Below are 25,012 nucleotides of genomic sequence, written 5' to 3'. Positions count from 1 at the left end.
AGAGGAGGAGGCCGTTTTTGAACAGCAAACAAAAGAGAGCCGTTGTCGTACTGAGCGGTGGTCTTGACAGTACGACCTGCATGGGAATCGCCCGAGAGCGGGGATATGAGCTGTACCCGCTCACCTTTGACTATGGACAGCGGCACAATCGTGAAGTGGAGCAGGCCAAGCAGATAGCAGCTTACTACCAAGTAGAGCGGCACCAGATTGTCGCCACCAGTTTTTTGCGTGATATTGGCGGCAGCGCTTTGACGGACGAGACGATACCCGTCTCCACAGACGGTGTGGAGGATGGGATTCCTGCGACGTACGTCCCGGCCCGCAATCTGATCTTTCTGTCCATGGCCACCGCTTATGCAGAAGTAGTCGGCGCGTCTGCGATTTACATCGGGGTGAGCGCCGTCGATTTCAGCGGCTATCCCGATTGTCGCCCCGTCTTTATTGAGGCGATGGAGCAGGCGGCTCGGCTGGCAACGCGGCTTGGCACAGAAGAGGGCCAGTTGTCGATCGAGGCCCCTCTGCTTCACGCCAGCAAGGCGGATACGATCCGCCTCGGACTTGCGCTGCAAGTTCCGTATCACCTGACAACTTCTTGTTACCAAGGTGAGTCGGCCGCCTGCGGTGTATGCGACAGCTGCCGTCTGCGCATCAAAGGATTCCGTGAAGCGGGGGCGGTCGACCCGATCGAATACGCCATTCCGATTGATTGGCCTACCCAACCATCTACGAAATAGAAAGGAAGAGAGATATGGCACAAGTAGAGCACAACCACAGCAAGTACAACAATATCCGTTTTGACACGCAGGATGAGTCGGCTATCATGGTTGACATTCTGGAGACCATCCCGTATGAATACGTCGGCAAACGGACGGAAGTGATGCTTCCTACCAATGAGTTTACGTCTGTCTGCCCATGGTCGGGCTTGCCGGACTTCGCCGAGTTGAAAATCTACATGATCCCAAACGAGAAGCTGATCGAGATGAAGTCGCTGAAATACTACTTGACGTCCTACCGCAACGTGGGCATCTATCAGGAGCATGCGACCAACCGGATCCTGAACGATCTGGTCGCTTGCTGCGATCCGCTGTATATGCGAATTGAAGCGAACTGGAATGCCCGTGGTGGACTGGGCACAGAAGTAGTGGTAGAGTACAAGAAGGAAACAAATGCACGGTAAAGTCGGTCATACCAAGGAGTCATGCTGCAGATGAACGATTGGCGGATGTACACGGACGCAACAGGGGAAGAGAGTACGCATACAGCTTGGCATGAGGTGCTGCAGGCGATCGCGACGCTGGACGGTGAGAGATGCACACTGGTACATGCGGCGTATGGCGAGCATGTTGATCTGGTCGTTGCCGGTGGAGACAACGGCAAGGTGCTGGTTCAGTGGAAAGAGTACGAGCCGAGCGAACAGCACTTTGTGCTGACTCTGGATGCTCCTGTGCACACACTGGAGACCCTCACGGTGGAGGGCAGTGAAGCTGCCTTTCCGGGGACGTGGTGTGTACCGCTTGAGCAGGCGATTCCTGTCTGCGGCGACATCCTGCGAACCTGTGAGCTTGCAACGTACGAGGGGATCAGGTGGCTGCCGGTGGAGGAAGCGTCGCCAACCGTATAGTGGCGGTACCAAAAAAGAACCTGGGGAGTTGGAGGGACACAAGCTGTGGAAATGGGGTCGTTGGTCTCGTCCATTGCGATCATGGCAGCGATTATCGGGATTGGCGCTTTGATTGCCAGACACACACCGCTGAGCCATGACAGCCGGCAGTTGATGGTCACGATCATCGTCAACGTAGCGATGCCTTGTATCATCTTAAACGGAATCTTTCAGATCCCGATTGACAAGACGTTGTTGAAGCAGATCTTTCTCATCTTCTTTCTGTCTGTTTTGTTTAACTGTATTGGCATCGGCATGGGCTGGCTTGCAGCCAAAATGTCCGGTGCGTCGGCTAAAAAAGCACGTGAGATGGCGATTGTCTCTGGCCTGGGCAATACCGGTTTTATTGGCCTGCCGCTATGTGCCGCTTTATTTGGGCCAAAAGGGGCACTGCTTGCCGCGGTCTTTGACGCCGGTCTCGATTTTACGCTCTGGACAGTGGGTGTCATGCTGCTGCAGGAGAAGCGTACCCTGTCGTTTGCCGGATTGAAGGCGTTGGTGAACATCCCGATGCTGGCCATTGTAGGTGGCCTTTTGATCGCATTGGTAGGGGTGCAGCCGCCAGAGACGGTGAAAACGTTCGTGGCCACTCTGGCCCACCTGGCATCTCCACTGGCCATGATGTACATCGGCTTTTTGATCCCCGCTCTACTGACAAGGAAAAAGCATCTGCCGCTGCCGATCATTGGTCTGCCGATTGTGATGAAGTTGTTTGCGTTTCCCATGGCCATGATCCTGGCATTAAGCTTGTTCACACTTCCTGTAGATGTGGTTCAAGTAGTGGTGATCCAGGTGGCGATGCCCAGTCTCACACTAGGCTCCATCCTCTTCGCCCGATATGCAGCAGATGAACAGATGGGAGCCATGGCAACCGTCTTTTCTACCCTGATCGGACTGATAACCATACCGCTGATGGTCCTGTTGGGTGGTCGCCTGCTGGAACTGTGAGAAGAGCTGCTCTCCGTCTATACCGAGGCTTTGTCAGCACGCTTAAAACTCCTGTGGAGCACTCTTTAGCAGGAGTTTTTTAGCGTGGTTGTATCAGTCTTGACAGGCCATTCAGGTCATCCCAGCCATACGCACGTTCAGATAAGGTCACACCATCAATCTCAATGATCCCTTTATATGTAGTTTTCCAGCTTTCCACATGTACGTTAGCTATCCCGTATGCCTCTCCTTCATATGCTCTTCTTATTTTCGCGCTAAGCCTCCCTCACGATAAAAGAAAACAATGGCCGCTTACAGCTTGATCAGTCCATCATCAAAGAGGTCCTGAAAGCTACTAGATTGATCGTAACAACTCCAATAATTGCCTGCAATACCAAGGATGATATAATAACGAATAGAGTTTACACATTCTCTGCATGAATACCGATGGCGAACAGTCTTACTCGACCTTATGATTCAAACGGTATCATGGGAAACACCGGGAGGTAATATGCGGACCCACGATCAAAAGCCAGCTCAAGGGGCATATCAAAGGAATCAAAGCAATTCATCTGATAAACGGAAACAGACTGCCCGCATCTGTGCTTTCCCGTCATCACCTGATTTGACACCGTCTGCTCTGCAGATTATGCAGCTGCAGAAAATCATCGGCAATCAGGCGGTTACCCAGATGTTACAGTCAGGATTTCCTTCCCCGTCTGTTCTGCAAGATGGACCCGGGTACAAGGAGGAAACCACACCGCACGCTGAAACGAATCCTCGGGTGATGCAGCGCGTAATCCGGCAGTTCACCCAAAACGACTCTCCAGATGACAAGATGGAAGTTGTGGATGACGAATTATCAAATTCCGGAGACGCCCTCCAACTGCGATTGGAGCGCTGCATCGAAGAAAACTATGACTATCTTACACCAGAACTGCAGGAGCAGATCTACAAGTCGTTCCCGTATGAGAAATTCCGTACTCTCTTTGAACAGATTGATCAAACAAGCATGTTTCCAAATGTGGAGAAAGATGCGTTTACCGTTGAGGCCATCAACCAAATCATCTGGCAGTATCTGAGCCAACAAGATACTCCAACCAAGCGACTCTCCATCAAACTTGATGCTCCAAAGACTGTGGATAAAGAGCTGGCCAAAGAAATGAGCAGGCAGATGAGGCTGCAGCTGGAAGGGCTCAACAAGTTAACGGCAAAGCAGTGGCTTACGAATGCCATTTTAAACCGCATGAAAACGACAGAGCAAAAAGTGAGTGATTACACCACAAAAGAGGGTACGAAAATCGCCAACCTGATTGATAACGCACTGCTGCAAAACGACGATTTGGCGAGAATGATTTTGCGCGAAATCCAGATGCGAACAATGGTTCAATTGCAGACATTTTTCTTAGAGAAAACAGACGTCCCAAAAGAATATCAGCAACTGTTGAAAGCGATTGACACCGCACTATCCCAGAAAAAAGAGGTCTACCTGGCGTTTAGGAAAAACAAAGGGCTGGAGATCCTGCATACCTTTACTGTCGCTTCCGTATCCGGCGGTATTGGACGACAGCATGGGGAAGGGGATGAAAAATGGTTCCGCAAGCAGTTTGCAGACGGAGTCAAACTAGTAGAAACCATCTACCCCGGTAGATTGAAGAAAAACGCAGTGATTCACAATCCGGACCAATGTGCAGGCGGGCCCTACGAAATACTGTGGCAGCAGGGACGAGAAAAACTCCTTGCCTTGCAGCAACGGTACCAGGAGGCAGCGTTTCAGTATAAAAAACAACACTGGTTGGTTGAAGACTCTTATCGAAAACAGCCGCCTAAAAAGAGCGGTTCCGGCGAAATAGATCATGAAAAAATAGCGGAAGAACAGAGAAATTTAAACCAACTGAAGAATCGGTTGTTAGAAAGGACACAGCAATACGTGGAAGCTATGCTGCACCACATCGGCAACTATGATGTCAATTCCTCCCTCGGTGAGGCTTGGATGGACAAGCGGGTAGGGAGGCTTATTCTCGATACGTTGAATATACCTATGGAGCAGTTGGACTCCACATTGATGGATGTTCAGATGGATCTTCCCGATCCTGGGAAAAACGATATGCAGCCTCTCATCACGATCGACACGATTGAGGACGCTCTTCCCGAGCATACCCCAAATCCAAAGAAGCGAGCGAAAGAAAAAGAGACGAAAAGAGTGGGGAAAAGACTGAAAAAAGCGAGTGAAAAAGTTGAAAAAGGGCCTAAGCAGATCAGTTTGTTTGATTGGAGCTATAAAAATCAAGAAAAGCAGGCTTCCAGCAGCAAGAACAAGAGTGATTCCAGCAGCAAGAACAAGAGTGATTCCAGCAGCAAGAACAAGAGTGATTCCAGCAGCGAGGTCAAGAGTGATTCGAACAGCCAGCACAAAAGTGATTCCAATGTAGACCTGAATCGCTACAACATCACTCGCATTAGCGGAGAGGGATTCAACTGCTATATTCGCTCGATTGTAACCGGAACGCCTGAGGTTCCACGAGATCAAATCGAACATATTGTTCAAGCGATTTCAGACCATCTGGCTCATGTTGGACTGCGCACAGCCGTTGATTTTATCGATGCCGGCGGGTTGGTTGCCGCGGAAGTGAGGCGGGTTATCGGGCTGCTCACAGGTACCAATCGTACCCCCAGCGTCGAGATTGTCATGCAAGGGCCCAATGGTTATACCCGTTTTGTGGCAAGTCAAGGGGATTACAGGGTTATCCTTTTGTACACCCCAGGCCATTTTAGTTTGCTTAGGGAAAAGTAGAGAACCAGGCCTGTCACTTTACTTAAAAAATGTTGGTTTAAGATAAGCGACAGGCATATATATGTAAAAGCAATGCAGAAGATGGGAACGTTTTCATTTCCTCGAGGGAATTATTTGACAATTAGTAACAATACAACTATAATTCTTGGTAACTTTGTTAGTTAGGTTAACTAACAGTGGTGGTGAGTCTGATACATGAGCGATTCCAAAAAAACAAACAACAGCAAGCTGCTAAAAAAGTTGAACAAATCGGAGATTCTGCAGCAGGTGATCCAGCACGGTCAGATTTCACGCGCCGATATCGCCAAAGAGGCTCGACTCAGTCGTCCCTGTGTCTCGGCATTGGTGAGCGAGATGATTGAGGATGGGCTTCTGCAGGAAGTGGGGATTGGTGACTCCAAAGGGGGGCGCAAACCGATCTTACTGGAGTACAACTATCAGGCTTACGTCATTGCCGGGGCTGTGTTTGAAGGGACTACCCTGCAGATGGCACTGGCAGACTTGAAGGGAGAGTTCCTCGCCCGCCACCGCACCAGATTGATGCATCCGGCCGATAGTGATCGAGTGCTGCAAGACATGGCGGACGGGTTGGAGCATCTGCTTCAGAGAAGCGGTGTCACCCGTGATCGCCTGTTGGGTATCGGCGTGGGACTGCCGGGGATTACGCAGCGGCGAAGCGGTACAGTTAGTTTCTCGCCAAGCACGGGGTGGATGGATCTGCCGGTGCAGCAGGAGATCGAACAGAGGCTCGGCATTCCGGTCATTATCGATAACGACGTAAACATGATGACGTTGGGGGAATGTGCCCGCGGGGCCGGTACTGGTTCGGCGCACGTTGTCTACATGTACGTAGGCACGGGGATTGGTGCAGGGATTATTCTCGACGGACAGTTTTTCCGGGGCAGCCGGGAAGCGGCCGGGGAAGTGGGCTACATGATGATCGGCCCGCTGCACCAACGAGCCGACGGGGAATTCGGCGTGTTTGAGAAGAACTACTCCGTCCCCGGCATCGTGCAGCGAGCAAAGGGATTTCTCCCCGACCTGTCAGAGAACATGAGCATCCTGACAGAACTGATCCGGCAGACCAAACAGGGGAACAAGGAAGCAGAACGGCTGATTGCCGATGTGTACCGCCACTGGACATACGGCATGGCCAATATGATCAGCGTCCTCAACCCGGAACTGCTGATCCTGAGCGGCGAGATGGTTCACATCGATGACGATGGTGTCGATCAGATCAGTCGATGGCTGGCCGAGTGGGTACCAGTCGTACCGCGAATTGTGAAAGCCAGTTTGGGTGAAGAAGCTGGCTTAATCGGGGCCGTCTACAGCGTCTTGGAAGCGTTTCCTTCCGAAAAGCTGTTAGATAAATGACGGAATATCAAAAAGGGGGAAAAGGCATGAGAAAATCAAGCAGTCTGTTGAAAAAATGGATGCAAGGCGTGTTTGCCGGTACGCTGGCGCTGACGCTTGCAGCTTGTAGCGGAGGCGGTCAAGGAGCACAGCCATCAGCCGACAATACGAGTCAACCGGCAGGGGGGGAACAGAATTCGTCCGGTGACACAGGGGCGGAGCAGCCAGAGTCGCAGAAGCTGATCATCTACACAGCACGAGACAAAAACGTGATTGAAGCCGTAAAACCGAAGTTCGAGGAAAAACACCCGAACATCGAAGTTGAAGTACTTACCATGGGGGCTCAGGAAATCCTGGAGCGGGTACGCGCCGAAAAGGCGAATCCCCAAGCCGATTTCTGGTGGGGTGGGACGCAATCCGCACTGATGACGGCCGCTGACGAGGGATTGCTGGAGAGCTACAAACCGAGCTTCAGCGACAAGATTCCGGAGCTGTACAAAGACCCGCAAGATCGCTGGTATGGCGAGATGCTGCTGCCGGAAGTGATCATGTACAACTCGCAGGCGCTCAAAAAAGAAGAGGCGCCTCAGGATTGGGACGACTTGCTCGATCCAAAGTACAAAGACAAAATCATCATCCGCGGTGTCCTGCAGTCGGGGACGATGCGCACAATCTACTCCTCGATGATTTTCCGTCAAGGAGCGGATACACCGGAAAAAGGGTATGAGTGGTTGAAGAAGCTGGACGCCAACACCAAGGAATACGCGCAAAACCCGACCAACCTCTACCTCAAGCTGGCTCGTCAGGAAGGCTTGATCTCACTGTGGAACCTGCAGGACATCATGATCCAGAAAGAGAAGAACAACCAGCCGTTCGACTTCATCTATCCCGAGAGCGGGGCTCCGATCCTTGTCGATGGAGTAGGTATTGTCAAAGGAGCCAAGAACATGGAGGCGGCCAAGGCGTTTTACGAATTCCTGTTTGATCAACAGCTTCGCGTCGAGTTGGCCGAGACCCTGTACCAGATCCCGACCAGAAGCGACATCAGCAAAGATACGCTGCCTTCCTGGCTGCAGGGAATTGAGCTGAAACCGATGGAGATCGACTGGGCTGTGATGGCGGCCAAGGAAAAAGAGTGGATGCAGTATTGGGATGAAAACATCAAAGGAAAAGGCAGCGAGTAACGTCAGGCGGGGGAATCCTCCGTCTGCTCATATTCACAACGGGGGGAATCGGATTTGAGCGGTGTGACACTGGAGCATGTAAGCAAACAATTTGGCAGCGTGCGAGGCGTAGATGATGTAGACGTCGAGATCAAGCAGGGAGAGTTTTTTACCTTTCTCGGCCCCAGTGGATGCGGCAAGACCACGACACTGCGGATGATCGCCGGTTTTTATTTTCCGTCTGCCGGCCGCATCCTGTTTGGTGATCGGGATGTGACCGCACTGCCGCCCAATAAGCGCAATACGGGGATGGTGTTTCAAAACTACGCCCTTTTTCCTCATATGACTGTGTTTGAAAACATCGCGTTCGGCCTGCAGGTACGCAAGCTGTCGCGCGATGAGATCAAGAAAAAAGTGGAACGAGCCCTCGCACTCGTCCACATGGAAGGGTACGGCAGCCGACGGATCGATCAACTCTCAGGCGGTCAGCAGCAGCGGGTGGCTCTGGCGCGTGCCCTGGTGATCGAACCGCAGATTTTGCTGCTGGACGAACCGCTTAGCAATCTGGATGCCAAGCTGCGGGAGGAGACCCGGTTCGAGATCAAGCGCCTGCAGCTGGAGTTGGGCATTACGACGATCTATGTGACGCACGATCAGGCGGAAGCGATGTCGATGTCTGACCGCATTATGGTGATGAACAGTGGCGTGGTCCAGCAGATCGGTACGCCGGATGAGATCTACAACCGTCCGTTGAACCGGTTTGTCGCCTCCTTTATCGGTGAAACCAATCTGTGGGAAGGAACGATTACCGCGATTGCCGACGGGGAAGCGCAGATTGAGGTGGCTCCTGGTCTTGTTCTCATCGGCAAGGTGGACAATACCTCGCCGGCCAATCAGTTGGCGGTGGGGAATAAGATGACTGTCTCAATCAGACCGGAGTATATTCGTGAGGCGAAAGCGGACGATCATGCCAATGTAGTCAAGGGGGAAATCCTCGTTTCGGAATTCACCGGAGCCAGTGTCAATTACGTGACAGAGATCGGGGAGAATCGGCTGCGGGCGATGTTTGTCAACCAGGGGCACAGAGTCAGACAGCGCGGTGAGGAGCTTGCCCTGCACATTCCTGTCGAAAGCATTTACTTCGTGGGGTAGGGGGGATCTGAATGAAGCTGGAACTGTCAAAACGGATTTCACCGAAACCAAGGACGTCCCTCACCTCCTCCCCCTACTTCGTATATGTCCTGGTCGCGCCGTTATTTCTCATCTTGCTGGCTTATGTGATCTACCCGCTGTTTGAGACGTTTTTGCAAAGTGCACAGGTGGAGGGACAGTTTTCACTGCAACACTACGCCAACTTTTTTGATCCTGAGCATCCAGCCAATCTGGAAGCTCTCTGGACCAGCTTGTACATCTCGGTGTTAAGCGTCATTTGCTGCGGCATCGTAGGCGTATCGATGGCGTTTTTGCTGGAGCGGTACGAGTTTCCCGGCCGCAAGATTTTGTCGGTGCTGGCCATGGTGCCGATGGCGCTGCCGCCGCTGGTGGGTGTGCTCTCGTTTACCTTTTTGTACAGCGAGAGCGGCATTATCCCCCGCGCGCTGCAATGGCTGTTTCAACTGGAACAGGTCCCCTTTTCCTTAAAAGGCATCTGGGGCGTGCTGGTCGTGCACACGTTTACGATGTACACCTACTTTTACATGACCGCCTCCGCGGCGATCAAGGGGCTGGACCCGTCTCTGGAAGAAGCGGCTGCCAGCCTGGGAGCAGGTCGCTTCACCGTATGGCGACGTGTGATCTTGCCGATGCTGACACCGGCGATGGTAGCGGCCTCCCTGTTGGTCTTTATGATCTCGATGGCTTCCTACACCGCGCCGTTGATTTTTGGCGTCGATCGCACGATGACGATGCAGATATACCTGTCGCGAACCAACGGCAATCTGGAGATGGCTGCCACCCAATCGACGATTCTGTCGATCGTCTCCATTTTATTCTTGTTGATCATGCGCTGGTATCAAAGTGCCCGCAATTACCAGAACCTGAGTAAAGGGGTAAGTGTGCATCGTACAGAGGTGAAAAGCCCTGTAGGACGCTACGTCTCGATCGTGCTGTCAACGCTTGGGGTGATCGTGCTGATGCTGCCGATCCTCGTGCTGGTGCTGATCTCTTTCTCAGAAGACGGGACGTGGACCGTGCAGATCTTGCCGCCTATCTATACGCTTGATCATTACATCGAGCTGTTTACCGACAGTGATACGTGGGAGCCGATAGCGACCAGCTTTGAGCTGAGTTTTATCGCCACCATCGGAAATGTCATATTCGGCGTAGCCGCTGCGTATGCGATGGTCCGATTGAAGTTCAGAGGCAAAACACTGCTCGATGTGCTGATCATGCTTCCTTGGGCACTGCCTGGGACGGTTGTAGCGGTCAACCTGATCGCCGCCTTCAGCGAACCGTCTGCCTTTAGCTTTCAGCAGGTCTTGGTGGGCACCTTTTGGATTATGCCGCTGGCTTACTTCGTCCGACACCTGCCGCTGGTGTTCCGCTCTACGTCGGCCACGTTGATGCAGATGGACAGTTCGGTGGAGGAAGCGGCCCGCAATCTGGGGGCTACCTGGTGGTACAGTTTTCGGCGCGTCGTCTTTCCGATGGCTTTAAGCGGCGTGCTGGCAGGAACACTGCTGGCGTTTGTGCAGGGAATTGGCGAATTCGTCGCCTCCATCCTGCTGTTTACACCAAGCGCTACACCGCTTTCCGTTGCTATTTTCCAGCGTATGTACGCGTTTGAGTTCGGTACGGCGTGTGCCTATGGAGTACTGCAAATCACACTTATCATTATCGTTCTGTTCTTTTCTCGAAAAGTAGCTGGAGACAATGCCGGGACGGCCGTCTGATCACCGATTGGACATCAATCCGCAGCAAGCACTCCCTGATACGGCTGGGCAGCTGTGGTTGATGGGGGAGGAAGGACAGAATACTTCCTGCCGATAGATCAGTCCGAGTCTAAAGCGAAACGGAGGAACGTGGAATGAGAAAGGGGAAATCATTCACCAGACTGTTATCTCTTGTCACGTCGGTGGCGCTTCTGTTTAGTCTGCTGCTGCCGGCACTCTCGCAAACCGCTTATGCCGAGCGGGGCGTGGTCGATCTGTGGAAAGCAATCAAACCTCTCACCACCATCGCCAGCGCCATGAACACGGGTGCCCACCCGGACGACGAACACAGCGCGATGCTTGCTTATCTGGCGTTGGGGCGGGGTGTGGACACATCGAGCATCATCGCCAACCGCGGTGAAGGCGGGCAGAATGAGATCGGCAGTGAGCTGTTCAACGCTTTGGGCGTGATTCGCACACGGGAGCTGCAGGAAGCATCTGCTGCCAACAATGTGACACTGGGCATTCTCAGCGAAGAGATCAACGACCCCATCTTTGATTTCGGTTTCTCTAAAAGTCCAGACGAGACACTCTCCTTGTGGGGAGAGAAGGTGGTTTACGAACGTCTCATTCGCAAGATTCGTGAACTGCGGCCTGACGTCTTGATACCTGCCTTTTTAAATGATCCCTCCCAACATGGTCACCACAGGGCGATCAGCATTCTCACTGTGAGGGCGTTTCAGGATGCAGCCAATCCAGACGTTTTTCCGGAGCATCTGGAGCGGGGACTGCACCCATGGCAGGTGAAAAAGCTGTACATGCCGGCTACGGAGAAGGATTATACCGTATCCGTGCCGGTAGGTGACTACGATGAAGTATACGGCGCCTCATATCTTCAGTTGGGTGAAGAATCCCGGTTCATGCACAAGAGTCAGGGAATGGGCCGGCATTACGATGAGGGGCCGCATTACAACTATTACAAGCTGGCCAATACCAGCGAAGGGGCAGTCGATCAAGCCGACAAGCAAAAAGAAGCGGATTTCTTCGATGGGATCGCCTACACCTTTGCTGATTTGGCCCAGGAAGTAGCATCCAAAACAGGCGGACAGCAAGCGGCACAAGGCCTGCGCACGCTCCATAAAGATGCGCAGGAAGTGATGGAGGCGTATCCGCAGTTTGCCGAAGTGGCCCGGGAAGTACATGAGATGAAGCGCGATCTGGAGAAGACAGTCGCACAGGTAGAGGCGTCCCAGCTGGATGAAGCGACGCGGATCGATCTGCTGCACCGTCTGCGGGTAAAGGCGGAGCAGCTTGACAAGGCCAGTGCAGAAGCGGTCTCGCTCGTAGCCAAGCTGAGACCGGAGACGGGTGAACTGGTCGCCGGACAGACAACCAAGATGACCGTGACCGCTTACAATGGCGGCAGCGTCAAACTGAACCAGGCGGAGCTGAGGCTAAACGCACCAGCCGGCTGGCAGGTGAAGCCGTTGGGTGAGACACACTTCGCCGAACTGGGCTACAATCAGACGGTTTCGGCCGACTTTGCGGTAACGGTGCCAAACGATGCGCCGCTGTTTCATCCCTACAAGGCGTCCGCCGTTACGGCTGACGTAAGCTGGGAAGCATTTGGCAGTGAAAGTATGGTTCGTGCTGCACCAACCCAGACGATTGCGGTACTGCCTGCCTTCTCGGTATCGCTCGACCCGCAGGCGACCGTGCTCAATACGCGCCATCCACAGGAGCCGATTCCGGTAAACGTGACGGTACGGAACTATATGCCTGGTGCAGCTACCTCTACGATCACGCTGCAGGTGCCGGATGGGTGGACGGTTGAGCCTGCCTCCCGGACACTCTCGTTCGCCAGCAAAGGGGAGACGAAATCGACCGATTTTACCGTCAAACCGGCCGCTTCTGTACCAAAAGGCAAGTACATGATTACGGCAAAGGCAGCCAACGGCAGCGTAGAAAGCAGCCGTGATGTACAGGTGATCCAGTATCCGCATATTGGCCGAACGTATTTGATCCAGCCGACAGAGCTGACCATCCAGGCATTTGATTTGGTTGTGCCGGAGGGACTAAAGGTAGGCTATGTCTCCAGCGGGTTTGACGATATTGATCAGTACCTGCGTCAGTTGGGTGTGGATGTGGTCGAACTGGATGCGAAAGAGATTGAATCTGGCGATCTGAGTCAGTATGACACGATCGTGCTCGGCATCCGTGCTTACGGCTTTAGGCCTGAGTTGATCCCGAGCAATGGCCGTCTGCTGCAGTATGCAAAAGACGGCGGCAATCTCGTCGTACAGTACCACAAACCGTTTGACAATTGGTCTCCCGACTTGGCACCTTACCCGATCACGGTCGGCAGTCCGTCCATCGAGTGGCGCGTCACGGACGAAACTTCGCATGTGACGATGCTGGCACCCGATCACCCGATTTTCAACACGCCGAACAAGATCACAGAAGAGGATTGGCAGGGCTGGATTCAGGATCGTTCGCTCTACAATGCATCTGAGTGGGGCGATGAATACGTAGAACTGATCTCTACAGGAGATCCCGGTGAAGAAGAGTTTACTGGCATCTTTTTGACGGCGCCGTATGGCAAAGGCACCTATACCTACAGCACACTCGTCTGGTATCGTGAAATCCCGGCCCTCGTGCCAGGAGCGATTCGGATGTTTGTCAACATGATCAGCTTGAAGCAATAAGACGAGACGGGGGAGGAGTTAGTCACACTACGGCGGGCTCCTCTCCCGCACATGACACGGGGAGGATATGATGAAGATAGCCGATCTACATGGACGAGAGCTTGGCACTGCCCTGGCAGAAGCGAACTATGCAGTGCTTCCGCTGGGTTCGCTTGAATACCATGGTCCGCATTCGCCATACGGAACTGACCAGATCCTCGCTGAGGGGTTTGCGGAGCTGATCGATCCAGAGAGCAAACCGCTGATCTATCCGTCCATTCCTTTTTCGCCATGTCCAGGGAAAACGGTCGACTATCCTGGAACGGTCTCCATCCAACCAGAGGTATACATCGCCTACCTGAGGGATGTGGTAACAGGTATCTGTCAGTTGGGAATACGCAACATCGTCCTGCTTAATGCTCATGACGCCAATATGGGCCCTTCGCGCACGGTAGCCGAAGCGGTTACCGCGGAATACAAGGATGCCAGCTTTTTGTTGATCAACTGGTGGCAGATGGCGGCTGTCCCGTTTTGTGAGCAGCAGGGACTGTTCCAAGGAACCGCGGGCCGGGGGCACGGCGGTCCGTACGAGATGTCAGCAGTGAAAGCACTCCGCCCCGATCTGGTCGCCGTGGAGGAGGAAGATGAGGAACTGGATGCGATATCGCCATTATCTCCGCTTCCGTATGTGCTGGTAGAGAGCGCTCCTTCTGGCTGGGCGGGATATACCGGCCGGATCCAGCAAACCTCCCTGCAAGCGGGAAAAGCGATTGTCGCCGAGGCTGCCAAAAACATGAACCTACTGATCTGCAACTGGCTGGAGATGAGAAGAAAGCTGTCAGGAGAGAGGGGAACCAACGATGAATTATAGAGAAAAAGTGCTTCAGCAGGAGGGCACCAGCTTCCCGGGCAAAACCTATACAGAGGTCGTGCTGGAGCCTGCCTTTAACGAAGCGAAGAACCATCTGCTGGAGCCGATGATGGCTGTGAACAAGGCCCATCTGATCATGCTCCGCGAACAGGAGTTGATCAGTGAAGCGGAAGCTAGGGCGATTGCCCGGGCCATTCGCCAGCTTGATCTGGAAGAACTGCGCCGCTCACCGTATACCGGGCAGTTTGAAGACTTGTTCTTTCAGGTAGAGAGTCGGCTGTTGGAAGTTGCCGGTGACGTAGCCGGCAATCTGCACCTGGCCCGCAGCCGCAATGATATGGGGGTAACGATCTATCGCCTGGTGCTGCGTGACAAACTGCTGCACACCCTCTCATCGGCCCTCTATCTGAAAGAGCATTTGCTCCAGTTTGCCGAAGAGCATATGGAGACGGTGATGATCGGCTATACCCACACGCAGCAGGCACAGCCGACGACGATGGCCCATTATATCACTGCGGTGGTCGACTCCCTTGATCGCGACATTGATCGTCTCATCCATGCCTTTCACACGGTCAATCGGAGCAGTATGGGCGCTGCAGCTCTGACGACGTCGGGTTTTTCGATCAGTCGGGAGCGGATGAGAGAACTGCTCGCCTTTGACGATGTTGTAGAAAATGCCTACGACGCGATCGGCGGAGCCGATTATCTGGGGGAAACGGCTGCCGCAGTACAGCTGGCCGCGGTCAACCTGGGGCGGACGGTGCAGGATATGCTGCAGTGGTGCACACAGGAGTTTGCTGTGCTGAGAGTGGCCAACCCATACGTCCAGATCAGCTCTATCATGCCGCAAAAGCGAAACCCTGTCTCCTTTGAGCATATGCGTTCCCTCCTGTCCAGTGCGGCCGGGAATGCTGCGACTGTGCTGACGATGATGCACAACACGCCGTTTGGCGATATCGTCGACACGGAGGATGATATGCAGCCTTATGCCTGGCGCAGCTTGTCCGTGCTGGAGCAAATGTATCGACTGTTCGCATGCGTGATCGCAACGATCGATGTGGACAAGGAACTCTTGCTCGAACGGGCCAAGAACAGTTTTGCCACCGTGACAGAGTTGGCTGACATCCTCGTGCGAACGGATGGTCTTTCTTTCCGCACATCTCATCATATCGTCAGCCGTGTCGTCCGCGAAGCGATGCAGCAAGGGCTGGCGGCCAACCAGATCAGCCTGGATCTTGTGAATGAGGCGGCAGAAGCGGTGATCAAGCGCAAGCTGAAACTGACGGAGGATCAGTTGAGATTGGCGCTTGATCCTGCCCATTTTGTCATGGTGCGCACGCTGCCGGGCGGGCCAAGTCCGCAGGTGATGAAGCGAATGATTGAACAGCGGAAAAAGCGGCTGGAGGTCAATCAGGAATGGCTTCAGACAAGGCGACAAACCATCGGGGACGCTCAGCTTTGGCTGGATCAGGTGGTGGATGGATGGAGTGAATCTTGATGAAGCGTATACAGGTCCCGCTGCTCGCTGTAGATGGAGGGGGAACAAAATGCTTGGCCGCAATGGTGGCTACAGATCGGCGCATCCTCGGAACAGGTCGTGCCGGATCCTGCAACTACCAGGGGATAGGCACAACCGCAGCGGCTCGTGAACTGACCAATGCCATTCGGACAGCGATGGCAACGACAGCAGCAGAGGGAACACCCTCCACTGAGGAAGCAGATGCCTCACCCTCCACAGAGGGCAGGGTGTGGGAAGTGGAGTGCGCAGTATTTGGGATGGCTGGTCTTGATACGGAATACGACCGGCAGGTAATCGTGGAGATGGTAAAAGAGGTGTTGGCCCAACTGAAGATCCACGTTCACCACCTGATTGTGGAAAACGATGGATTTGCCGCCTTGTTGGGAGCTACCGACGGAGACGCCGGGATCCTGGTGATCGCAGGCACCGGTTCGATTGCCTATGGGATCAATGGACAGGGGATAACCGCTCGGGCTGGCGGCTGGGGACATCGTGTGGGAGATGAGGGAAGCGGCTATTGGATCGGTAAACAGATGATTACTGCCGTCCTAAAGGCAGCCGACGGTCGCGGGGAGCCAACCAGGCTGACCGATCGTCTGCTTCGCTATCTTGGTCTGTCACAGGTGGAAGAGTTGTATAATTGGACATATGGCCCCTCTTATTCGGTAGAAAAAGTAGGCGAACTCTCTCCCCTGGTCAGTCAGACAGCGGCAGAAGGCGATGTTGTGGCAGCCCGAATCCTCACACTGGCAGCGGAGGAGCTGGCACAAGCGGCGCGGGCAGTGATTCAGCAGTTGTCGATGCACGAGCAGCCATTCAAGATGATCCTGCAAGGTGGCGTTCTGCAAAACGATCAGCAGGTGAGGCGACTGGTCGTAGAAAACGTGCGACACTTCACGCCACAGGTGGTAGTCGACACGGCCAAACACGACCCGATCTCCGGAGTGATCGCCAAAGGCATATCGTACTTGAACAAAAGGGAGAAGGCGGAATCAGACAGAGGTGTTGAAAAATGAAAAAACTGTTGTTTTTGTTTCCTCATCCTGATGATGAATCGTTCGCGTGTGCGGGGACGTTGGCCAAGTATCACGAAGCTGGAGAGGAGACCTATCTGGTCTGTGCCACTTCCGGCTGCAAGGGAAAGTCGGGACCGTTTCAGTTTACCTGCCGCGAGGAACTGGCCAGCCACCGCGAGCAGGAACTGCGGCAGGCGGCTTCCATCCTGGGGATTACAGAGACCTTTCTCTATCGCTATCCAGATGGTTCGCTTGCCGACCAGGACTTTGCCAAGCTAACCGGGCGGATTGCTGAGACGCTTCTCGCAGTAAAGCCGAACGTGGTGGTCACCTTTCCGCCAGATGGTGTGACGGGACACCCGGATCATATCACCTTGTCAAAAGCGACGGTACAGGCCGTACTGCAGGTGGAGCCAATGCTGCATCCCGAACATTACTCTGATTTTTACTTCGTATCGATCCCGCATTACTATGACCACTGCCAGGACAAGGGACCACAGGCGGCTGTCCCTATTACCGGCAAAGTGGACATCTCCCCCTATCGGCAGACAAAAGGGGAGGCACTGCGTGCACATCAGAGTCAGGCCTACTCTCTGAACCGGGCCTACCCTGGTGTATTGGAAGGCGACTTCAGTGTCATTGGCAACTATGAATACTATACGCTGGTTCGATCCAAAGGCAAACCAGTGGATCCACAAGTATGCGCGCAGGGAATTCGGATCATTGAACTGTAGCGGAAGGAAAAGAAAGAATCAGCTTCCCTTTGTCGGTGGAAGGTGATCCTTTCTTTTTTTCATCGACGAATAAAAAAGTTTAGTTGCAATTTGAAAGTTTTGGGGCAACCAAAGCAGGGCGGGTGCTGGAGACAACGATGACATGCGGCATATTTGGTTCGATAAACATCAGCATAGGGCTGTTTTTCTCTTTCGCCCACCACTATGCGTGTCGCAAAGCAAAATAGCATCAGCGTGTCATTTCTCTAACAGCGTGCATTTCCCTGAATTGCACCCCTCACGGCAATTCTCAAAGGGGGAACCCTGTCCCGCTGCATGATCACGCCCAACTCAGCCTTTTCCTCAGCGCATCAGGCACGGTCTGATCAATGACAATCTCCTTCGCCTGGTGAAAGCGAGCGAACGCTTCCAGAGACTCACGGAGGGCAAGCTGCAGGTCTGACGTGATCTCCACATCCTGCTCCAACTGCAGCAGCCGGACGACCAGCCTCTCCTCTTTCCGGTCCAACCTAGGGTCCATCCTGCCGATCAACCGATCTCCGTACAGGATGGGCATCGCATAATAACCATATAGGCGTTTCTCGGCAGGCGTGTAGATCTCCCACTTGTAGTGAAAATCAAACAAGTCGACGATTCTCTCTCGCCGCCACAGCAGGTTGTCCAGCGGCGGCAAAAAGGTGAGCGAAGCAGCAGACGACATGTCGTGCCGCGAACAGTCCTGCCACTGCCGCAGCTGCTCCAGATCTTCGGACAAAATATAATACGGCCGTTGGATTCCTTCGATCTGCAGAGCGGTTACGACACCAGCCTGCAGACGACGTTCGATTTCTGTCCGTCGCTCGCCAGCAGGGATTTTGCACCAGCCAAATCGCGGATCCTGTGCATCAAAGAGACGGTAAGCTCGGATGTACTTGTCTATCAGTGCTTGGGTTGCACTGGTACGATCCAGCGATGCAGCCTTCCGACGCTGTCCCTCCACAACCGTCTTATCGGCCAAATCAAAGAAGCGTTCGGTACCGTCCCGCCTCGCTACCATGACGATCCCCATGTCGAGCAGCAGGTTGAGGACGAGCGATGTTTCTTTTGTCTTGGGCGTGGTGTTGTCCCAATAGCCATGTACACGCTTGCTGGAGCGGAAAGCACGTGAAGGGAGCGGTCCCTCCTCTCGCAGGCGTGTCAGCACCTCTTCCACTACCTCACCCATTTGCTCCAACCTGCCCGTCAGACGAGCTTTGTAACGGTCCCGTATAGGCTCAAATATAGCGTAATCCTCCATCGGAATGACACACGCTTCATTGGCGATGTACTCAAATATTTTGTTTTTTACGAGTAGTTGTTCGAGGTGGGACGGACGGTAGGCAGGCATGCGGGCGGCCAGCACCAGATGCTGATTCCGTTCTGCGGCGGCTACCGGATCAATCTGGACGCACTCCAACCTGCGGATCATCTGCAGTGTTTCTTCTGCATCTTTGCCGCTTAGCGTCTTTTTGCTGTCAGCGTCTAACAGGCCTTGTGCAGCCAGGAGAAATCGGCGAGCCGCTATGCGGTCCACGGGATAAGCTGAACTCATGACGAACCTATGCGATCAACCATAGCAGGTGACCCCTTTCTGTGCACGTTCTGTAAAAATATTCATCTGTTAGTATATGTCAGTCTTATTAGTCCAGACAAGTCCAACGATGAGGAGTTTCGTCGTCCGTTTGCGATACTTTTACCGGAAGCTGGAAACACTCTTACTAGAGAAAGATGGACGAAAGGAATGAAACATTTTTCTGTGGAAAGCAGTCATACAACACAAATGGATCATAGTTGGTGGAGGGATCAAGAGATGGACAGACGCAAAGTGTTGCCGACATTGGTGCTGGCACTCTCCCTGATGACAGCCGGAGTGGGCGCTGCCGATACAGACGTACAGGTCACCCTGGGTGGCGAGTCCGTCGTGCTGGCACAGGAATTGGTGGTGTACAACGACCGTACGATGATCGATGTAGAGGATGTAGCGAAGCTGATCAACGGCGGTGTGGAAGAAGAGGAGGGTGTGATCACGCTCATCGCCTCCAACGGATATCAACTGAGGTATAAACCAGGCACAAATCAGGTGAAGACGGGTCGAGAGTGGATCACCATCGATCAGGGAGCGATCGTCAACGAGCAGAGCAGTTATCTGCCGCTTCGCTGGACCCTGGAGGAATTGGGGTACCAGGTAAAGTGGGATGAGAAGAACCGTACCATCAACGTGAATGAAACCAAAACGGCCGGAACATTTGTTTCCGTAGCTCAAGACGCCCTCACGGAGGAACAGAAAGCATTCGTCGAAAAGGTAAAGCAGAAGCAAGGTGTTCATCGTCTCGGTGATCTGTATGTGATCGCACGGGGAGAAGTGCCCCACCCAGGATATGGTTTGAAGATCGAAAAACAGCAGATGAGCTGGGAGCAGTTGTTGGTTTACGTCCGTCTGACCGAACCAGAGGAAGGTAAGATGTATCCACAAGTGATCAGCTACCCCTATGTGGTTGGGAAAGCAGAGTTGCCGCCGTACTCCACAATCCAGTTTATCAATGCTGAAACAGGCAAGCGTTTGTTTGAGAACTGAGGCGCAAGCGCGAACCATCGCGGACAACCGCACTGGTATGGTTCGATTCACGGAAAGGAGATGTTCTCGTTGAGACAGTTGTGGTTGGTATTGCTGGTTGTGGGTCTGCTCGCTGCAGGCTGCACCGGTCAAGAGGCTGAGCAGACGACGGGAGGCGCAGAAGCAGGAAAAGTGGAGCAGCTAGAGGCTGCTCGCAAGCAGTTGGAGGCGGAACGGGACCAGTTGAAGCAGCAGGTGGCGGAACTGACTACTCAAGTGAAGCGGTTGACAGAAGAAAAAGAAGTGCGCAATCTCGTTGATCTACAGGCTCGGCAGGTGATTGCCGCCATGCTGAAAAAGAATGATTCAGCGTTGCGTGAGCTGGTTGCCGATACAGTAACGGTAGAGAAAGAAAAACTGGTGTTTCGCGATCTTGCCGGCTCAAAAGAACCAATCGATTATCCTTTTCTTGAGCGTGCCAATGATGTACGCCAGCGTTGGTACGAACTGCAGCCCGACGACCGGTTCGTCACCGGAATGGAGATCTACGGCGACGATTCGCTGCTCGCGGTGATGGTGATGACCTTCCGAAAAGAAGGGGACAGTTGGAAACTGGAGAGCATCGCAAATGATATTTAAGGATCTCCAGGTGGACCAGATCAGCCGTTTGCCGGATGGATCTGGTCTTTTGTACTACGAAAGATAACCCCCGCATCTCCGTTCTTTTACCGGATAGCGGGGGCGATGGTTTTTTCTCACACTTTCCTGATCTCTGTCGGTTCCGGCAGAGAGCGATTGCGGACGAGGAACAGCAGCAGGATCGCTCCCACCAGCACCGCACCGGCGATATACGGTGCGCTGTAATGCCAGGAAAACAAGGCTCCTGCGACGACCGGCCCCAGGATGCGGCCCAGACTGTCCATCGAGCTCATCGTTCCAGAGGTGACCCCTTGTGCCTGTGTCGTGCGGCGTGTGATCAGCGAGGTAGCGGTAGCCCGAATCATCCCTTGACCGGCACCAAACAGCGAGAGATAGAGCGAGAGGCTCCAGAAGCCTTGTCCGATCAGGATCAGGACAAAGCCAACCGCGTACAAACCCAATCCCAGTGAAAGCACAGCCGATTCTCCCCACTTCTTCACCATCCGCCCGATCAATCCGCCCTGCACGATGGCAGCAATAATCCCCATCACCAGGAACATGTAGCCGAGATCTTTTGAGGTCATGCCGAACAGATGACCGATATAGAGGGCAAACGTCGCTTCCAAACCGGCAAACGAAAACGAGACAATAAACAGCAGATTGTACAGCAAGGCGAGTCGTCCGCTCATCGCCGACAGCGGATTGATCCACCGCTGCCCGCCGCGACCGGCACGGTTGTCACGCGGCAAGCTCTCGGGAAGCATCGCCAGGACAAACAACATCGTCAGGAAGGCCACTCCCGCTGCGGCAAAGAACGGGTAGGAGGCGTTGATGTCGCCGAGCAGACCGCCGATCACCGGTCCAAATACGAAACTGAGCCCGACGCCAGCGCCAATCACGCCCATCCCTTTTGCCCGTTCATCCGGCGGGAACAGATCTGCCACCATCGCGGTCACGGTCGGGATGGCAGCAGCGGAGACGATGCCTCCGAGAATCCGGTAAAGCAGCATCTCACCATATGTATCTGAAAGTCCAAACAGTACAAAGGTAATCGAAAAGCCAATCAGACCGGTAACGATCAAGGGCTTTCGACCGATCCGGTCGGACAGGCTGCCCCAGAGCGGCGAGAACAGAAACTGCATAATATTATAGCTGGCAAACAGGATGCCGATTTGCAGTGAGTCGGCACCGATCCGCTCAGCAAAAAAAGGCAGGATGGGAATAATAATGCCAAATCCGAGCATCATCAAAAACATCACGCTGAATAATAAGGTGAGCAGCTTTTTGTGCACGAAAAAAACCTCTTTCTTTTTGCCTCCGAATGAACTATTCTGCATCCACCTTACGTGATGGCTAACCGGAAGTCAAGCCAGCGGAATCGGGTTGTCTGACCGTCGGACGTGTTATAATGAAGCAGTGAAAAAAATGTCGTCAAATCGTCACCGGTTACCCTGTCATCACCTGCTGCCTGACGGGTGATGAGTCAACCGGCGAGCAACGGCTTTGGAGGAAAAGAGATGGAACGGCTGATGGTCTACTATTTTGCTTGGCAAGAGGATGAATGGCTCGATGAGATCCTCGACTATTTTTCTGAAGTAAATGCGCTTGTCCCAACGCAGCAGACACTGGAGCTGGTCAAAGAACAGCGGCGGGAGGAGGGCATTGGAAAGAGCCTGATCATCGTCAATACGGCAGGGGAGCCGGAAAAAAGCGGACGCTTTCTCGACCTGCTGACGCAAGACGACACGCTTGCCGATGCCCCCCTTTACATCGTCGGGGTAAGCGAGCGGGAGGCGGCGGATTGGCAGCAAGCATATCCCCGGGCAAAAGTAGTGGCGATTACCGGCTTTGCGGTGGAGTTCGACTATACCCGTGTGCTGGCAGGGATGGAATCGGCTTGGGAGGAAGTGACGTGAAGCAAGAGCAGTTTGATCTCAAGCACTTCCTGCACCGTTTTGGCATCGTCATCTATACCGGAGATCCCGAGGGAGACCGCTTGCTGATCGAAGACGAAATCCGCGAACTTTACCAACTCGGTTTGATCGATAAGGAAGAATTTATGAAAGCGATCGCAGCCCTGCGAGAGTCAAAAAAATAACCGGTTGTTCACCCAGCACTAACAAGCTGTGGTATAATCACACTGCAATGAATCGGAGGAGGGAAAATTCTTACATGACGAATCAAGCGTCTATTGATCAGCTAGCGATTAACACCCTGCGTACGCTCGCCATTGATGCGATTGAAAAAGCCAATTCCGGCCACCCCGGCATGCCGATGGGTGCCGCACCGATGGCACATGTGCTGTGGAGCCGTTTTATGAATGTCAATCCGCAAAATCCTCACTGGATCAACCGGGATCGTTTCGTGCTGTCCGCCGGTCACGGCTCGATGCTGTTGTACGCCATGCTGCATCTGATGAAATACGATGTCAGCATGGAAGATTTGCAGAACTTCCGCCAGTGGGGCAGCCGCACCCCGGGGCATCCGGAGTATGGACATACTCCCGGTGTTGACGCCACCACCGGACCGCTCGGTCAAGGGATTGCCATGGCTGTCGGCATGGCGATGGCGGAGAAGCATCTGGCTGCTACATACAACCGCGACGATTACGATATCGTCAATCATTTCACCTATGTGATCTGCGGCGATGGCGACCTGATGGAAGGTGTCTCTGGAGAGGCTTCTTCCCTGGCCGGTCATCTGAAACTGGGCAAACTGATTATGCTTTATGATTCCAATGACATCTCGCTGGACGGGGAACTCTCCCGCTCGTTCTCCGAAGATGTGGCGATGCGCTACAAAGCGTACGGTTGGCAGTACCTGCGCGTCGAAGACGGCAACGATCTGGCAGAGATTGAGCGGGCGATTTCAGAAGCGCGTGCCGATCTGGATCGCCCGACTCTGATCGAGGTAAAAACCACGATCGGCTTCGGCAGTCCGAACAAAGCTGGCTCGTCTGCGGCACATGGTGCCCCGCTTGGAAAAGATGAGGCAAAACTGACCAAAGAGGCTTACGAATGGGGGCACGACACTGATTTCCACGTCCCGCAGGAGGTCTCTGATTTTTACCAAGGTCTGGCGGATGCTGGACAAAAGCGGGAAGCAGAGTGGGCGGACCTGTTCGCTGCCTATGCAAAAGCGTATCCGCAGTTGGCGGAGCAGTTTAAGACTGCCGTATCCGGGAAGCTGCCGGAGGGCTGGGATGCGGAACTGCCTGCGCATGAGACGGGCAGCAAACTGGCGACCCGCGCCGCATCAGGGAAAGCGATCAACGGAATCGCCAAACGCGTTCCCTATCTGTTTGGGGGCTCGGCTGACCTGGCTCACTCCAACAATACGGTGATCAAGGATGAGGGCAACTTCCTGCCTGGCAGCTACGAAGGGCGCAACATCTGGTTTGGCGTACGCGAGTTTGCGATGGGGGCAGCTCTCAACGGGATGGCATTGCATGGCGGTCTGAAGGTGTATGGAGGGACGTTCTTTGTGTTCTCCGACTATCTGCGTCCGGCCATCCGCCTCTCCGCACTGATGAAGCAGCCAGTCATTTACGTATTTACGCACGACTCGATCGCGGTCGGGGAAGACGGTCCGACTCACGAACCGATCGAGCAGCTTCCTGCCCTGCGGGCGATGCCAGGATTGACCGTACTGCGCCCGGCTGACGCCAATGAGACCAATGAGGCGTGGCGTTATGCGATCACGCGTACGGATGAACCAGTAGCGCTGGTCCTGACAAGGCAAAACCTGCCGGTGCTGGCAGAGACCGCAGCGGCCGCTAGCGAAGGTCTGCCAAAAGGGGCATACATCGTCGCCGACGCCGAAGGGGGTCAGCCTGACCTGCTGCTGCTGGCGTCCGGTTCGGAAGTCTCGCTTTGCCTCCAGGCACGCGAACAACTGGCTGCACGCGGTGTCAAAGCACGAGTCGTCAGCATGCCGAGCTGGGAGCTGTTTGAGCGGCAGTCCAAAGAGTATCGCGACTCTGTAATTCCACCTACGGTGAAAGCACGATTGGGTGTAGAGATGGCCTTCCCGCAAGGCTGGGAGCGTTATACAGGGGACGGCGGCGCTGTACTCGGGATCAATGTGTTTGGCGCTTCTGCTCCTGGTGAACGGATTATGCAGGAATACGGCTTTACAGTAGAACATGTGGTCAGCGAAGCGGAAAAACTGCTAAAACGCTGATCCGGCTCCAAGAGGTATGACAGATCGA

The 25,012-nt window shown here is 53.8% G+C and carries 21 protein-coding genes; 19 read left to right on the top strand and 2 right to left on the bottom strand.

Annotation, left to right across the window (positions count from 1 at the left end; genetic code table 11):
- Positions 1-80 precede the first annotated feature (80 nt).
- The 14 genes from queC to LOK74_RS15005 all read left to right on the top strand — a co-directional run bounded on the left by queC (position 81) and on the right by LOK74_RS15005 (position 17,591).
- Positions 81-734, top strand: a complete 654-nt coding sequence (gene queC / locus LOK74_RS15075) for a 7-cyano-7-deazaguanine synthase QueC (RefSeq protein ID WP_230047016.1) — start codon at positions 81-83, stop codon at positions 732-734.
- A gap of 14 nt (positions 735-748) precedes the next feature.
- The gene (gene queF / locus LOK74_RS15070; protein ID WP_230042854.1) at positions 749-1,177 is read left to right on the top strand and encodes a preQ(1) synthase; all 429 of its coding nucleotides are present in this window, start codon (positions 749-751) and stop codon (positions 1,175-1,177) included.
- Positions 1,178-1,207: 30 nt separating this feature from the next.
- On the top strand, positions 1,208-1,621 hold the full coding sequence (locus LOK74_RS15065; protein ID WP_230042853.1) for a hypothetical protein: 414 nt from the start codon (positions 1,208-1,210) through the stop codon (positions 1,619-1,621).
- A gap of 51 nt (positions 1,622-1,672) precedes the next feature.
- The gene (locus tag LOK74_RS15060; RefSeq protein ID WP_338148673.1) at positions 1,673-2,608 is read left to right on the top strand and encodes an AEC family transporter; all 936 of its coding nucleotides are present in this window, start codon (positions 1,673-1,675) and stop codon (positions 2,606-2,608) included.
- A gap of 490 nt (positions 2,609-3,098) precedes the next feature.
- A complete protein-coding gene (locus LOK74_RS15050; RefSeq protein ID WP_230042851.1) occupies positions 3,099-5,381 on the top strand; it encodes a hypothetical protein in 2,283 nt (760 codons plus the stop codon).
- Positions 5,382-5,576: 195 nt separating this feature from the next.
- Positions 5,577-6,755: an ROK family transcriptional regulator gene (locus LOK74_RS15045; protein WP_230042850.1), complete on the top strand. Its 1,179-nt coding sequence runs from the start codon at positions 5,577-5,579 to the stop codon at positions 6,753-6,755.
- A 26-nt stretch (positions 6,756-6,781) separates the two neighbouring features.
- On the top strand, positions 6,782-7,918 hold the full coding sequence (locus tag LOK74_RS15040; RefSeq protein ID WP_230042849.1) for an extracellular solute-binding protein: 1,137 nt from the start codon (positions 6,782-6,784) through the stop codon (positions 7,916-7,918).
- Between the two features lie 54 nt (positions 7,919-7,972).
- A complete protein-coding gene (locus LOK74_RS15035) occupies positions 7,973-9,049 on the top strand; it encodes an ABC transporter ATP-binding protein (protein WP_230042848.1) in 1,077 nt (358 codons plus the stop codon).
- Positions 9,050-9,060: 11 nt separating this feature from the next.
- The gene (locus LOK74_RS15030; RefSeq protein WP_230042847.1) at positions 9,061-10,788 is read left to right on the top strand and encodes an ABC transporter permease; all 1,728 of its coding nucleotides are present in this window, start codon (positions 9,061-9,063) and stop codon (positions 10,786-10,788) included.
- Between the two features lie 134 nt (positions 10,789-10,922).
- Positions 10,923-13,472 (top strand): NEW3 domain-containing protein, encoded by a 2,550-nt coding sequence (locus LOK74_RS15025; RefSeq protein ID WP_230042846.1) that lies wholly within the window; start codon positions 10,923-10,925, stop codon positions 13,470-13,472.
- A gap of 70 nt (positions 13,473-13,542) precedes the next feature.
- Positions 13,543-14,322, top strand: a complete 780-nt coding sequence (locus LOK74_RS15020; RefSeq protein ID WP_230042845.1) for a creatininase family protein — start codon at positions 13,543-13,545, stop codon at positions 14,320-14,322.
- Positions 14,312-15,820, top strand: coding sequence for an argininosuccinate lyase (gene argH, locus LOK74_RS15015; protein ID WP_230042844.1), 1,509 nt, complete (start codon positions 14,312-14,314; stop codon positions 15,818-15,820). The genes LOK74_RS15020 and argH overlap by 11 nt, the downstream gene beginning before the upstream one ends.
- The gene (locus LOK74_RS15010) at positions 15,820-16,857 is read left to right on the top strand and encodes an N-acetylglucosamine kinase (RefSeq protein ID WP_230042843.1); all 1,038 of its coding nucleotides are present in this window, start codon (positions 15,820-15,822) and stop codon (positions 16,855-16,857) included. The genes argH and LOK74_RS15010 overlap by 1 nt, the downstream gene beginning before the upstream one ends.
- Positions 16,854-17,591 (top strand): PIG-L deacetylase family protein, encoded by a 738-nt coding sequence (locus tag LOK74_RS15005; protein WP_230042842.1) that lies wholly within the window; start codon positions 16,854-16,856, stop codon positions 17,589-17,591. Before LOK74_RS15010 ends, LOK74_RS15005 begins: the two co-directional genes overlap by 4 nt.
- Before the next feature lie 319 nt (positions 17,592-17,910).
- Here LOK74_RS15005 and LOK74_RS15000 read toward each other — a convergent pair whose 3' ends face one another.
- Complete coding sequence (locus LOK74_RS15000; RefSeq protein WP_230042841.1) at positions 17,911-19,143, bottom strand: winged helix-turn-helix domain-containing protein; 1,233 nt, start codon at positions 19,141-19,143, stop codon at positions 17,911-17,913.
- A 276-nt stretch (positions 19,144-19,419) separates the two neighbouring features.
- On the opposite strand from LOK74_RS15000, the gene LOK74_RS14995 reads away from it, so the two are divergent.
- Together LOK74_RS14995 and LOK74_RS14990 are read left to right on the top strand one after the other, a co-directional pair.
- Complete coding sequence (locus LOK74_RS14995) at positions 19,420-20,184, top strand: stalk domain-containing protein (protein WP_230042840.1); 765 nt, start codon at positions 19,420-19,422, stop codon at positions 20,182-20,184.
- Positions 20,185-20,253: 69 nt separating this feature from the next.
- Positions 20,254-20,802, top strand: a complete 549-nt coding sequence (locus LOK74_RS14990) for a hypothetical protein (RefSeq protein ID WP_230042839.1) — start codon at positions 20,254-20,256, stop codon at positions 20,800-20,802.
- Positions 20,803-20,918: 116 nt separating this feature from the next.
- Here the strand turns inward: LOK74_RS14990 and LOK74_RS14985 are convergent, their stop codons facing one another.
- Positions 20,919-22,094: an MFS transporter gene (locus LOK74_RS14985; RefSeq protein WP_230042838.1), complete on the bottom strand. Its 1,176-nt coding sequence runs from the start codon at positions 22,092-22,094 to the stop codon at positions 20,919-20,921.
- A gap of 225 nt (positions 22,095-22,319) precedes the next feature.
- Between LOK74_RS14985 and LOK74_RS14980 the strand changes: the two genes are divergently transcribed.
- From LOK74_RS14980 to tkt, 3 genes are all read left to right on the top strand, one after another.
- Complete coding sequence (locus LOK74_RS14980) at positions 22,320-22,718, top strand: hypothetical protein (protein WP_230042837.1); 399 nt, start codon at positions 22,320-22,322, stop codon at positions 22,716-22,718.
- Positions 22,715-22,900, top strand: a complete 186-nt coding sequence (locus tag LOK74_RS14975) for a YqgQ family protein (RefSeq protein WP_230042836.1) — start codon at positions 22,715-22,717, stop codon at positions 22,898-22,900. Before LOK74_RS14980 ends, LOK74_RS14975 begins: the two co-directional genes overlap by 4 nt.
- A 74-nt stretch (positions 22,901-22,974) precedes the next feature.
- Positions 22,975-24,984 (top strand): transketolase, encoded by a 2,010-nt coding sequence (gene tkt, locus LOK74_RS14970; protein ID WP_230042835.1) that lies wholly within the window; start codon positions 22,975-22,977, stop codon positions 24,982-24,984.
- The last annotated feature ends 28 nt before the right edge of the window (positions 24,985-25,012 follow it).

Source organism: Brevibacillus humidisoli (assembly GCF_020923435.1).
Lineage (GTDB): Bacteria > Bacillota > Bacilli > Brevibacillales > Brevibacillaceae > Brevibacillus_E > Brevibacillus_E humidisoli.
The sequence above is the reverse complement of the archived record's forward strand: the minus strand, read 5'-3'. Positions and strand labels throughout refer to the sequence as shown.

What these genes read in the sequence shown, in the direction of transcription:
- queC (WP_230047016.1), top strand. Translation starts at nt 81, where the DNA reads ATGGGAATCGCCCGAGAGCGGGGATATGAGCTGTACCCGCTCACCTTT.
- queF (WP_230042854.1), top strand. Translation starts at nt 749, where the DNA reads ATGGCACAAGTAGAGCACAACCACAGCAAGTACAACAATATCCGTTTT.
- LOK74_RS15065 (WP_230042853.1), top strand. Translation starts at nt 1,208, where the DNA reads ATGAACGATTGGCGGATGTACACGGACGCAACAGGGGAAGAGAGTACG.
- LOK74_RS15060 (WP_338148673.1), top strand. Translation starts at nt 1,673, where the DNA reads ATGGGGTCGTTGGTCTCGTCCATTGCGATCATGGCAGCGATTATCGGG.
- LOK74_RS15050 (WP_230042851.1), top strand. Translation starts at nt 3,099, where the DNA reads ATGCGGACCCACGATCAAAAGCCAGCTCAAGGGGCATATCAAAGGAAT.
- LOK74_RS15045 (WP_230042850.1), top strand. Translation starts at nt 5,577, where the DNA reads ATGAGCGATTCCAAAAAAACAAACAACAGCAAGCTGCTAAAAAAGTTG.
- LOK74_RS15040 (WP_230042849.1), top strand. Translation starts at nt 6,782, where the DNA reads ATGAGAAAATCAAGCAGTCTGTTGAAAAAATGGATGCAAGGCGTGTTT.
- LOK74_RS15030 (WP_230042847.1), top strand. Translation starts at nt 9,061, where the DNA reads ATGAAGCTGGAACTGTCAAAACGGATTTCACCGAAACCAAGGACGTCC.
- LOK74_RS15025 (WP_230042846.1), top strand. Translation starts at nt 10,923, where the DNA reads ATGAGAAAGGGGAAATCATTCACCAGACTGTTATCTCTTGTCACGTCG.
- LOK74_RS15020 (WP_230042845.1), top strand. Translation starts at nt 13,543, where the DNA reads ATGAAGATAGCCGATCTACATGGACGAGAGCTTGGCACTGCCCTGGCA.
- argH (WP_230042844.1), top strand. Translation starts at nt 14,312, where the DNA reads ATGAATTATAGAGAAAAAGTGCTTCAGCAGGAGGGCACCAGCTTCCCG.
- LOK74_RS15010 (WP_230042843.1), top strand. Translation starts at nt 15,820, where the DNA reads ATGAAGCGTATACAGGTCCCGCTGCTCGCTGTAGATGGAGGGGGAACA.
- LOK74_RS15005 (WP_230042842.1), top strand. Translation starts at nt 16,854, where the DNA reads ATGAAAAAACTGTTGTTTTTGTTTCCTCATCCTGATGATGAATCGTTC.
- LOK74_RS14995 (WP_230042840.1), top strand. Translation starts at nt 19,420, where the DNA reads ATGGACAGACGCAAAGTGTTGCCGACATTGGTGCTGGCACTCTCCCTG.
- LOK74_RS14980 (WP_230042837.1), top strand. Translation starts at nt 22,320, where the DNA reads ATGGAACGGCTGATGGTCTACTATTTTGCTTGGCAAGAGGATGAATGG.
- tkt (WP_230042835.1), top strand. Translation starts at nt 22,975, where the DNA reads ATGACGAATCAAGCGTCTATTGATCAGCTAGCGATTAACACCCTGCGT.